Consider the following 13121-nt stretch of genomic DNA (forward strand, 5'->3'; position numbering starts at 1 on the left):
AGGTGGAAATAAAATTCCGCACACTAATTGTGGGTTAATGAGATTACTTCTCAATTTACATCTCTTTTAGTGATGATTAAAAAACTATTGCAGGGACAAAAAAATGATGAAATTTTTCAACTTAAGCGCGACTTCAAAAGCGCTACTATCAGCAGGCGTGCTTTCACTAGCCGTTTCTGGTTGTAGTGGCGATGATGGTAAAAATGGCGAAGATGGTAAGCCTGGTCCAGTAGGCACACCTATCGGTTCAGTTTCACAAGTACAAGCAGATATCACTTCAGCTAGCGTAAGCGAAGACGGTTTCTTAACGGTTAACTTCAACTTAGCTGATGCTAACGGTGCCGCAGTCTTTGGCATGCAGCAAACTGATATCGGTGCACTCTCGTTTGGTCGTATGGGAACTGAAGATGAAGTTGCCGGCACCGACATTGAAGGTTCGCCACGTGAGATCTGGTTAAGCTACTTTAATAAAGAAAAGACCTTACGTGAAGGAGACTTCACAGGCTCTTCTTACTTCAAAGGTGCAAGTTGTGAAGACTGCTTAACCGACAATGGTGATGGTAGTTACGCTCTAACATTAAACAAAGCAATTGATACTTTAGACAAGTATGCATTTGATGCAGAAGTAACTAACGGTATTTACTTAAGTGTAAAATCAGCTAATGATACTGGTTCAATTCTTGTTAACAATAGTTTCTTCTACTGGCAGCCTAGTTCTGACACAGCTCAAGAAAAGCCGAAAGCCGTAATCGCAAATGAAACTTGCCAATCTTGTCACCGTCCAGGTCAAGATGGCGCACTATCAATGCACGGTGACAAACACGTCACCCTTGAATCTTGTACCTTCTGTCATACCGATTACAACATCTATATGAAGCAAGATAAAGATGAAGATGGCAATGCTGTCGGTGAACCATACCAATTTGATGGTTCAATCAAAGCTATGGCACACGACATCCATAGTCACTCTTTCTATGCGGAAGACGGGATCTATCCACAAATGGCATCTAACTGCCAAACGTGTCACCAGCCAGATGAAAATGTCACTATGGCTGATGCGTGGAAAGCAGATCTAGATACAGCAACCTGCATGAGCTGCCATAACAGCGAATACGCGGTACCAAGCTGGCACTGGAACTCTGACAGCAATAAGATTGATGACAGCAAGCAAAACTGTGTCTCTTGCCACAACGATCCTGATGGTTATCGAGCTGCAGAACGTGGTCACTATGCAGAAAATAACAATGCACAAGCTGCTGAGCTAAAAGTTGTTTTCAACAGCATGACCTATGCAGATAGCACTATCACTGCCAACCTTAGTGTTAAAGATGGCGAAGAATTAGTGCCATTTAACCAAATCGACAAACGCCCGTACAAATATGGCGGTTACAACAGCGCAATCGTTGTAAACGGTGTACTGACTGATGACTTCTTGGTCAATTATCAAAAAGTCGGATGGGATAAGTTGATCGGTAACACCGATGGTACTATTACAGCTGTAATCACAGCTGATGATTTTAACATTGAGCCTATCATCACTGCCAATGCAACGATTACTCTTAGCAGTCAGCTACACGTTTGTTATGACGGCAAGGGAATTCGTGCAGAGTGTACATACACTCCTGGCGAGAACAGTGACGGCACTCCTTCTAAGGGCGATGGTACCGAAGCAACTGATCTTCTTGACGGCCAAGAAGCTCCTTACTTAGTCTCTGATACCTTCTTCTTCAAGCAAGATGGCACAGCGGTTACAGAAAGCCCACGTGCACAACACGCAGAAATGACGGCCTGTCAGCAATGTCACACCACCTCCATTGTTCATAGATACACCAATGATGTTGATGGTTGTGCATCGTGCCATAACGGCACCCGCGATAAGAAAGGAACGGGGTCATCGAATCTAGCTTATATCGTCCATAGCAAGCATTACTTGTACAATAGCGCTGACAAACTGTTCTTCAAGAAGACAGAGTGTCAGTCTTGTCACGGTGAAGATGGATACTCTATCGGTAAGATTAACGTTGATGCAGCTCCAGTCGCCTTTGGTAAAGTGGTTACTGGTGAAGAGCTAAACTACGCAGGTAAGATCGTCGCTAAATTTGGCGAAAAAACTTTTGTCTCGCCTCAGGCCGCTGCTTGTGTGAGCTGTCATCAAAAGCCTTATGGTTTAAGTGATAGCACTATCTCTCACATTAATGGTATGGGTGGTGCAGTTGCATTTAACTCTAGTACTTTGTCTGATGGCCAAGTCATAACCAGTTATGGTCTTACACAAACTGATTATGATGCGAAGAAAGTTCAAGAAACTTGTTCTACTTGTCACAACGACGAACAACTTCTTGAAGCTCACTCAAACTGGGGCAGCAGCTACTAGTTTGAACGTGAAAAAGTAAACTGATATACCACTTAAAAGGGAGGCTTAGCCTCCCTTTTTTAATGAGAGTGATTCTCAGCTAATAAAGACTAACTTTGTTACATATTTCGTCTATTTAGGCCACTTTTTTTGATCTGTATTCATGTTTATCAGCCCTCGCTAATACCTCTTTAGAAATAGAAAGATCCGTGTCACACATTAGCACCTACCCTGCTGATTTTAGCCCTGCATTACGTTAGCCTTTCATTGGGGAATCTTATTTCCAGCATTGACTTAAACGGCAATTAAAAAATTACAGTCGGTCTACTTAATCGGGCCACACGTTTAAGACAGTGCCAAACCTATGCAGGGAAAAAATGATGAACGTAAAAAAATCTAAAATTGCGCTGCTTCTAGCAGCAAGCGCTGTATCAATGGCCCTAACCGGCTGTGGTGGTGACGATGGTACTGACGGTAACCCAGGCAACCCTGGTGGACCGGCTGCAGATTACATCAACACGCTAAACTTAAAAGTGACTGATGTGACTTACGACAACGGTCAACCAACCGTTAACGTATTCGCCACTAACGAAGAAGACCTACCTATCATAGGTCTACAAGATCTCACTCTAACTGCAGCCCAGTTAACACCTCAAGGTGCTACCGGTGCAGGTAACAGCGCACAGTGGACACGTACAGCTAGACTCAAAGGCGCGGATAAATATACCGATAATAAAGATGGTTCATATACATTCACTTTTGAACTTGAAGAATACAACGCTGATATGACCCAGCGTTTTAATGTACACGCGGGTGGCGAAGGTTCAACACTTGCCGACGGTGTAACTAGCGTTCCACGTCGCGAAATCGTTGCTGACTTTGATGGCCAAGGTTTTGAGGCTAAATACACCAAGAACATCGTGTCTCACGAAACCTGTACTAACTGTCACGCAGAAGGTGAGCCCCTCACTACTCGTCACAGTGATTATTACACTCAAGAGACCTGTGCCACTTGTCACACCTCTAAGTATGGTGAATCTCAGTGGAACCACCTCATCCACAATATTCATAACACCGCGAAGACATTCGAAGATAAATACGGTAAAGAATATACCGGCGAGGCTGCTGAGCACCTAATTCAAAACAACTGTAAGTCTTGCCACGTTGAGCCAGAAGCTGACAGCGGTGAGTTAACAGAGTGGGGCAACTGGTCACGTATTCCTACCATGGAAACCTGTACTAGTTGTCATGTAAACATCGATTTCGTCGCGGGCAAAGGCCACTCTCAACAGGCTGACAACTCAAACTGTGTTGCTTGTCATAATGCCAGCTGGACAGAAGAGCTACACACTGGCAGCTTCGGCGCCACTAAAGCATTGATTGACACTTATGGCATGAATACCACGCTTGTTGTTAACCAAAATTTGACAGCTACAGTCACCGTATCACTGGTTGATGCTAATGGACAAGCGGTTAATGCATCTACTTTAGTACCTCAAATCCAGCGCGTTGAAGCGACCACGACTGTCGGTCCAAACAATGTGCAAGGCGGTTACAACGGTCACGATAGCCTAAACCTAGTGTTAAACGGTGAGCTTAATGCTGCAGCGACGATTACCGAAGACGGTAATATTAGCTACACAACTGCTGTACTCCCGTTTCCAGCAGATGTTACTGCAGGCGCCGATGCAGATACAGCATTCACCTTTACCGGTTTATCTCTTTGCTCTGAAGATGGTGCGTTTGTAAATTGTGACACAGTCTACAAAGAAGGTAACTATGTACTTGATGATAAAGGAGAGGTCAAGCTAGATAGCAAAGGGAATCCTTACCTCATTGATGCTTTATACACTGGTATGAAGGCTGATCTTACTTTCGCAACTTTATCTGGCGATGCGGCAAGCATGCGTCACGTTGACTCGGTTAACTTCAGCGCTTGTTCTACATGTCACAGCGCAGAGTTCCAAGTGCACAAGGGCACACATCACCCAGGCTTCGTCATGTCTGAGCAGCTTTCTCATGCAACAGATGCTAACGACCAGCCTATTATTGGTGTCGATGGATGTGTGGCTTGTCATACTCCAGATGGCACATATGCTGGCGGCACAAACAAAGGTGCACTAGAGATGAAACTCCACGTGGTTCATGGAGCACAACAAGTCATCAATGACTGTACTCAATGCCACACTGGTCTTAATCTTGAAGCCTTTAAAGTGAAAAGTGCGTTTGCAACTAAAGTAGTGGACGCTTACACACCTAGTCAGAAGAGCTTGTACACGACACCTATTGCAGCAACGTGTACGTCTTGTCACACCGCAGAAAGCACAATGACCCATGCAGCTGGTCAAGGTGCTCTCTTCAATGTTGATAAAGATGTTGCTAATGACGCCGCTCAACTAGAAACGTGTTTCTACTGCCATGCGCCAACCGCCGAAGATCACACAGCGGTTAAGATGTAATTTGCGCAGCTCTTTTTAATGACTTAAGTCATTAAGAGTGTTGAAAAAAGGGGGGAGTCCTCTCCCCCACTTTCACAAAATTTGTGCAAATTTAGGAAATCGATTATGAAGATCACCAACAAACTAAAAACCTTACTTCCAGCGCTATTAGCATCGGCAGTACTTTCACTTGGCTTTGCTAACACAGCAATCGCGTCAAAGTGGGATGCTAAGATGAGCCCTGATGAAGTAGAAGCGACACTCGACAAGAAATTTGCCGAAGGTAAATACTCGCCTAAAGGCGCAGACTCTTGCCTTATGTGTCACCGTAAATCCGAAAAAGTGATGGACATCTTTAACGGTGTTCACGGTTCTGTCGACTCAAGCAAGAGCCCAATGGCTGGCCTTCAATGTGAAGCCTGTCATGGCCCAATGGGTAAACATAATCGTGGCGGCAACGAGCCGATGATCGCCTTTGGTCCAGACTCTACCTTAATTGCTGAAAAGCAAAACAGTGTTTGTATGAGCTGTCATAAAGATGACAAGCGTATGGATTGGAATGGTGGACACCATGACAATGCAGATATTGCTTGTGCCTCTTGTCACTCAATTCATGCCGCCAAAGATCCAGTGTTATCAAAAAATACTGAGTTGGAAGTGTGTACTAGTTGTCATACCAAGCAAAAAGCTGACATGAACAAGCGCTCGAGCCACCCAATGAAATGGGCACAAATGGTGTGTAGCGATTGTCATAACCCACACGGAACAATGAGCGACTCAGATCTTGTTAAGCCTAGCGTTAACGATACCTGTTACTCCTGCCACGCAGAGAAACGTGGCCCAAAATTGTGGGAGCATGCACCCGTCACTGAGAATTGTGTCTCTTGTCACAACCCTCACGGCAGCGTAAATGAAAGCATGCTAAAAACTCGTGCTCCGCAACTATGTCAACAATGTCATGCTAGCGATGGCCATGCGAGCAATGCTTACATGGGCAATACCGGACAAGGTTCAAGTGTCGGCGACAATGCCTTTACCGGCGGTCGTAGCTGTCTAAACTGTCATAACCAGATCCATGGTTCAAACCATCCATCTGGCAAGCTGTTCCAGCGCTAACGGAGACGAGAAGATGAAATTCAAATTAAATTTGGTCACGCTCGCCCTGCTTGCAAGTGCGGGTAGCATTGCACCCGGTGTTGCATTAGCAGACGGTTACGGCGTACAAAATGCGAATACCGACAAAGTTAAGTTCGAAAAATGGGCTTGTAAGCGTTGTACTGTAGAAACAGGTTACAGCGGCAGCATCGGTGTAGGTGTTGGTTACAACGACAGCGACGATATTCATTCAGCAAATGCGTTTGCCGCTGAAGATGAGTTTGCAGCTAAAATTGATGCCGACCTAAAATATTCAGGTAAAAGCGGTTACCAAGCCTCTATTGAAGCTGACAACTTAGGCATGGAAAATAGCAGAGCTGATATCAATGTCGGCAAAGCGGGTCAATATAATCTAAACCTAAATTATCGCCAAATTGCGACTTATAAAACTGATAGTGCCATGAGCCCTTATCAGGGAGTAGGCAGTGATAACCTGACTCTCGCTAGTGACTGGGTTCATGCTGGTAGCACGACAGACATGACCAACTTAAACTCAAGCCTTAATCCGCTTGAGCTATCGCTAAAGCGTAAAAGAGCTGGATTAGGTCTTGAATACCAAGGTGAGTCTTTATGGAGCACCTACATCAATTACATGCGTGAAGACAAAACCGGTGTTAAGCAAGCCTCTGGCAGCTTCTCTAATCAGTCGATGATGATAGCTGAACCTGTTGATTACACAACAGATACGCTTGAAGCTGGTGTTCGTATTGGTGGTGATAATTGGTTTACAGCGCTAAATTATAACGGCTCAATCTTTAAGAACGAGTACAGCGAACTGTCTTATGACAATGCCTTTAGCCCAACGTTTGGTGCACAAACAACGGGTTACATGTCTCTTGACCCAGATAACGAAGCACACACAGTGTCGTTAATGGGCCAATATGTGGCAGGTAAAACCATCATGAATGGCCGTGTTCATTATGGTCAAATGACGCAAGACCAAGACTACAGCACCTCAGGCTATGGCTATCAAATGCCTGCTGAATCGCTCGATGGCAAAGTTGAAACCACAGGCGTGACGCTTAAGGTTGTGTCACGTATTAATCGTCAACTGCGTTTAAAAGCCAGCTACGATTATAACGACCGTGACAACAAAACCAATATTGAAGAGTGGACGCAGATCAGCATCGACTCAACAACTGGTCAAGCGGCTTACAACACGCCTTACGATATCACCACTAATAAAGCTAAGTTAGGTGCAGACTATCGTCTGGCACGTGGCCATAGACTTGAAGGTGGCTTTGATTACCGTAAAGACGAGCGTAGCTACCAAGACCGCGAGACCACTGAAGAAAGCACTGTATGGGCGAAGTACCGAGTCAGCGCATTTGATAAGTGGGATATGTGGGTTAAAGGTAGTTATGGCGAGCGTGATGGTTCTGAGTATCAAGCATCAGAATGGACTTCAAGTGAGTCAAACGACTTGTTACGTAAGTACAACCTAGCCGATAGAAAACGTACTCAAGTTGAAGCTCGTGTTACACACAGCCCAACTGATGCGCTCACCATCGACTTTGGTGCACGTTATGCCCTCGACGATTACAACGACACACAGATTGGTCTAACTGAATCGAAAGATTTAAGTTACGATGCCAGTGTCAGCTATTTGCTGACTGAAGACATGACATTGACAGCGTTTTACAACCGTCAAAACATCGATTCAGATCAAGCGGGTAGCACCAACTTCTCAGCGCCTAACTGGTATGGCGTAGTAGAAGATCAAGTCGATGTGGTTGGCGCAGGTTATAGCTATAACAATCTAATGGAAAAGAAACTACGTTTAGGTGTTGATTACACTTATTCAGATTCGAGTAGCACCACCCAAGTTACCCAAGGTATTACGGGTGATTACGGTGACTACTATGCCAAAGTCCATAACATTAATGTTTACGCTTTATACCGTGCAACAGACAAAATGGATGTCCGTATAGACTACAAGATGGAAAACTACAAAGATAACGATGCTGGCAATGACATTGCCCCTGACGGGATCTGGAACGTGTTAAGTTTTGGCAGCAACAGCCATGACTATAATGCGCACCTCATCATGCTTAGCATGAGCTACCGTTTATAATTGTAAACATTTCCAAAAAAACCCGCTTATTGCGGGTTTTTTTATCTACTAATAACAGAGGAATAGACTGATAAAGATCTAACTATCATTAAATAGTCAGCTTTCATCTTGAAGTTAATCGCACTTTAAGCCAAGGTAAGCCATCTCTCATATATTGTGACACTCGATGAACCGTATCCGCTCTTCTGTAAAATCTTTGCTCTGCTTATCTCTATTCTCGCCCATGCCAGCGTTGGCTTTTCAATCCGACACCACCAATATTTTGATGTTGGCGATATCTCTAGGCGGCTTTTGCTTGTTTAATCTGTTACTAACAGGCCTGTTCTATTTCACAGGCAAATACCAAAGTAAACGTTTTGCCAAGATGCATGCGATTATCTCACTGTTACCCGCAGGCATCACCTTTGTCGTTGCGGTGATGTACATCCAGGGTGCAGGCGCTATTTCACTTAATATTGGTGTGATCATCATCAGCATTGCGTTGAGCTTGCTGCCAATACAACTTAGCCATCATGCCAAGGCACCCACTGAAAAAACGCCGTTAATTTTAGCTATTGTCGCTTTGCTAATGATGATTGTCGCCTATTACGCTGCGCCGCTGACAATATTTGCGATTGCGATTGCGCATATAGCTGCAATGAGCCGTAGTAGTATTGGTGTCAAACTATTGAGTTACGCTACACTTATTGCAGGATACGGCTATTTAGGATTCTGGGCTTATCAAATTGCACTGCATAGCTAGCCGTCAATTTTAGATCCGCCGCTGACCATGCCCAAACCAGAACAATTTGAACTACTACTGCACAAAGTTAGCCAATGCCAACTTTGTGCAGCGCATTTACCGCTTGCACCTAAGCCTATTGTGCAACTCTCTAGCAATGCAAAAATATTAATTGCTGGACAAGCTCCAGGACAAAAGACACACCACAAAGGGCATCCATTTGACGATGCCAGTGGCGAACGTCTCAGGCTTTGGCTAGGTGTTACCCGCGAACAATTTTATGATCCAAATCTGTTCGCTATTCTACCGATGGGCTTTTGCTTTCCGGGGAGCTATTCAACTGCAGACAAAAAAAGTGGTGATAAACCGCCACGCCCTGAATGCGCGGATAAATGGCGTCAATCAATACTCGATGAGCTACAAAGCATTGAATTAACCCTGATAGTAGGCCAGTATGCGATTGCATGGCATCTGCAACGTAAATTAACTGTCACCCAAGCCGTAGCGCAGTGGCAGACTTTGTGGCCAAATACGCTGGTGATGCCCCACCCTAGCCCAAGAAATAACATCTGGCTAAAGCGGCACCCAGAGTTTGAACAGCAAGTCATTCCCATATTACAACAACGTGTTGCAGAAATTACCAACACTAAAGTGGACTAAAGGCTTCCGAAAACGCTGACTTTAACGAACATAGAAAACACGATTCTAAAAAACGCTTATAAAAAAACCTCAAGCCGAGTATCGAACTTGAGGAGGTAAGGAAAAGAATGGCAAGGGAAATTAAACCAATCACTCCATTTAAATAACTTAACTGCGACTGACAGCGTTGACATTAAATCTGGTCACAATCTCGGGATCATCTGGCACTGCACCACTATCATCAAAACTTGCTACTATGCTGACATAGCTAAAGCTATGGCTGTTATAACCCTGACTTTCGCCTGCAAACTCAGTGTCCCAATCTTGCTCAGTGCTGTGCTCATCTGCGCCACCATCACTTTCTTGCTCCGGCGAGTAAGCATCAACCCCTTATTTATCTCTATTTTCAATTTGGATATATTCTTGTGGATTATTCGGATTCTCCTATAAGTAGGCGGTCGAATTGCTATGGGACTCATCAATAAACGAATATTAATGCGTTAAAAAATAGAGTGACGTAAAACACGCCACTCTATTGTTTATAACGAATTAAAACTGAATATTAATTCCTGCGTTATAACCGCGACCACGGATCGGGTAGGTCGTACTACCTGTACTGGCACCTACAGTTCCTATCCAATCCTGATCGAATACGTTGGTTACTCCCATATAAGCCCGAACAGAGTCGGTGAAGTCGTATGACAAACGTGTGTTATGTAGGATTGAAGATGGCATAATAGGGTTGTCATGGGTCTCCTGTGTAGCTGTACGGCTATACTTTGTGCTTGAAACATAATTGACTTGCCATGTTGCCTTAAAATCTTCATTTGCGTAACTGGTTATAAATGAAGATTTCCACTCAGGGACTCCTCTTACACCGACATAATTATGGGCCTCTGAATCGTCAGCGTCCTTGAAGCTACTGTGGATAGCGTAAGTACCATATAGCGTTAAGTCGATATTGGCACCACCATCGAGGTCCCAATCGTAGTTAGCTTGAAAGTCGATACCTTTACGCTTCATATTGGCGTTGTTGACATAAGTGTTGTTAACATAGCTAATATTGCCATCGGCTTTGCGCGTCACTTGGCTGCAGAATGGATTATTGATCGTCGTTGAATCTACACAACGCTCTACCGTAGTTTCGGCACCAACTTTAGTAATCACATCTTCAATTTCAATATCAAAGTAATCTAGCGACACGACTAGGTTATCAAGCAACGAAGAGTTGTAAACCAAACCTGCTGTTAGTGTATAAGCAAGTTCAGGGGTTAGGTCTTCGTTGCCCTTTGTAGAGCCCGCTACCTCTCCAGTTATCCGCATCTCAGATTCAAAGTCAGCTGGGACGCCTAACGCTTGGCAGTTTGCAGCGCGAAGTGCAGGATCATCACCTTGCTGGATCTCATCCACATCACATGGGTCATCAAATTTGAATTTTTTTCTCGATTCTGGAGCAAATAGCTCCGTCAATTGTGGTGCTCTAACCGCTTTGGCATATACACTGCGTACACGAACTTCATCGTTTATCGCCCAGTTCACGCCAAACTTCCAGCTATCATTAGTACCTGAGTGCGAGTAATTTGCCATACGAAGTGCCGCTTCAATATCAACCGACTCGGCAAAGGCAACGTCAGCAATAACCGGGATGTTAAGCTCAACATAACCTTCGGTAATGTTACGGTCGACATCTTGCGGCGCGATGGTGTTACCTCGGTTTACCCCTGATAGCATTATATCTGAAGGTTCAACTTTAAAGCCCTCTTGCCTGAACTCAGCACCAAAGCCGACTTGTAGTGGGCCTGCTGGCAGCTCAAATACTGTACCATTAACATTGGCAGAGGCTGTGTGCTGAAAACTGCTGGTGGTGTCGGTAAATGGGTCTAGGCGCAAGTAATCTTGCAGCTCATCCGATAGCGGCATGAAAGGGTTGAACTCTGGGCAACTATTTGTCTCTTCACATACACCTACGATCTCGTATCGAAATTGACCGCTATCGGTTGTATATATACGCGAGGTATTAATGTTATTGAAAGAGGTTGAATCCTTACTCGTTGTACCACTAGAGACGTATGTATCCCAATACCAATCGTCAGAAATGTCACCCTCAAGGGTTAGTGAGGCTGAAAGATACTCACGCTCATTCTCTTTGATTCGGTTACCAATCTGTTGGAATGTGTATGGGACTTTAATCCAACTACTGCCATCATTATGCTCTGCGACCACATCCAACACCTGTTGAGGCACGGTGAACGCTGCATTTTCTGTATCTAGCCAAGAAGAATACATAAATTCGGGGTCAATAGTTTGTTTAGCCTTAACCTTACTGTATTGCACGTTACCAGAGAGGCGTATGCTGTTGTCAAAATCGTAGCTAGCACTTACAAAAGCGCTGTACTTTTCATCAGGCACCACAAATTGTACAGGACCGACACTCGAGTACATGTAGGGGTTGGTCACTTTTGATTGTCGATAGTAGCCGTATAACTCTTCATCTGTAGCGGACAAGTAACCTGGCGTTAAGCTTCCATCATCCTGTCGACCAAACTGATAGTAGCTATAATCAGCATCTGGTAACCAAATTGTCGGTCTGTCTATAGGAATGTTGTAATCGACCCAGCCAATGTTATTCAGAGTGATGAGGTTAGGTATACCTGCCTTTTCAGCATCAGGGTCAAGCTTATTGGTGTAATACCCAGTCTCAGAACGTGTGCCTGGACGGTCTGAATAACGGATCTCATTCTCTTTTGAATAATCGAAACTGGCTACAAAGTTACCTTTACTATCATCAAAAGACAGGCCTGTCGTCAAAGTTATACCGGTTTGTTCACCATCTCCCTGTTCGGTCGTTGAACCATAAGCTTTGAGCTCTACACCTTCATAATCCTTTTTAAGAATGATGTTCACTACCCCTGCAATTGCATCGGAGCCATAGACCGCGGATGCACCGCCGGTTAAGATCTCGACTCGGTCAACCAGTGAAGCTGGAATGTTGTTTAGATCAGTAACAAGTAAATCACTACTGTTCAGTGTTTGGGTTGGGCGGTGACCATCAAGCAATACCAAGGTTCGAATTGCGCCTAAATCTCTTAACTCAACAGTGCTTAACCCGGCGTTTGCAGGATTATAGGCATTTGTCGATGCTTCAATCCCTTGAAATTGTGGCAAGGTGGCTAACATTTCATTCAAGTTCATACTGCCTGTAATGGCGAGTTCTTCAGCGGTAACCACTGTAACTGGCGCAGTCGTGTCAGCGCCAGCTCTTGCTAAACGAGAGCCGGTGACAACGATTCTTTCGTATTCCCCAACATTAGCGCCATCATCTACTCGAATCTCTTCCGCAACCGCATTTTGCGCCAAAAAACCAGACATAATGGCCACAAATAATGGCTTTAACTTCACTGTTTTCATAATCTCTCCCTCGAGAATAAAATACTCTTTTCTTATTGTTAGCACCTAGTTACTACTAGATGAGGTTGAACATAGACTCACTCAAATAACCCTGAATGACTGCTCACCACCTCAGTTAGCAGAACCGATTTTATACATTATAAAAACTCCTTAGCAAATCGATAACAAATAGCAGACGTCAGTTTAAAAACACAACACTACTACAAAGTAAGACACTGTATATAAAAGGAAATTAGCATTCACACTCGATCAAGCAAAAGATGGATATGATGAATATTGAGTGAGATGATTAAGGGAGATGACAAATAATGATTAAAGATTATTGCTGTGGTC

At 44.2% G+C, this 13121-nt stretch carries 7 protein-coding genes; 6 read left to right on the forward strand and 1 reads right to left on the reverse strand.

Annotated features, from left to right (window positions below; all coding sequences use genetic code 11):
• Positions 1–103 precede the first annotated feature (103 nt).
• From JK628_RS15025 to JK628_RS15050, 6 genes are all read left to right on the forward strand, one after another.
• Entirely contained in the window at positions 104–2374 is a 2271-nt protein-coding gene (locus JK628_RS15025) for an OmcA/MtrC family decaheme c-type cytochrome (protein ID WP_202285428.1), read from the forward strand.
• A 356-nt stretch (positions 2375–2730) separates the two neighbouring features.
• Positions 2731–4812 (forward strand): OmcA/MtrC family decaheme c-type cytochrome, encoded by a 2082-nt coding sequence (locus JK628_RS15030; protein ID WP_202285429.1) that lies wholly within the window; start codon positions 2731–2733, stop codon positions 4810–4812.
• Between the two features lie 105 nt (positions 4813–4917).
• Positions 4918–5907: a DmsE family decaheme c-type cytochrome gene (locus JK628_RS15035; protein ID WP_202285430.1), complete on the forward strand. Its 990-nt coding sequence runs from the start codon at positions 4918–4920 to the stop codon at positions 5905–5907.
• 13 nt (positions 5908–5920) lie between these two features.
• A complete protein-coding gene (locus tag JK628_RS15040) occupies positions 5921–8020 on the forward strand; it encodes an MtrB/PioB family decaheme-associated outer membrane protein (protein ID WP_202285431.1) in 2100 nt (699 codons plus the stop codon).
• 166 nt (positions 8021–8186) lie between these two features.
• Positions 8187–8762: a hypothetical protein gene (locus tag JK628_RS15045; protein ID WP_202285432.1), complete on the forward strand. Its 576-nt coding sequence runs from the start codon at positions 8187–8189 to the stop codon at positions 8760–8762.
• A 27-nt stretch (positions 8763–8789) separates the two neighbouring features.
• On the forward strand, positions 8790–9401 hold the full coding sequence (locus JK628_RS15050; protein ID WP_202285433.1) for a uracil-DNA glycosylase family protein: 612 nt from the start codon (positions 8790–8792) through the stop codon (positions 9399–9401).
• Between the two features lie 528 nt (positions 9402–9929).
• Here JK628_RS15050 and JK628_RS15055 read toward each other — a convergent pair.
• The gene (locus tag JK628_RS15055; protein ID WP_202285434.1) at positions 9930–12788 is read right to left on the reverse strand and encodes a TonB-dependent receptor plug domain-containing protein; all 2859 of its coding nucleotides are present in this window, start codon (positions 12786–12788) and stop codon (positions 9930–9932) included.
• Positions 12789–13121 lie beyond the last annotated feature (333 nt).

Origin of the sequence: Shewanella sp. KX20019, from assembly GCF_016757755.1 — a bacterium.
Lineage (GTDB): Bacteria > Pseudomonadota > Gammaproteobacteria > Enterobacterales > Shewanellaceae > Shewanella.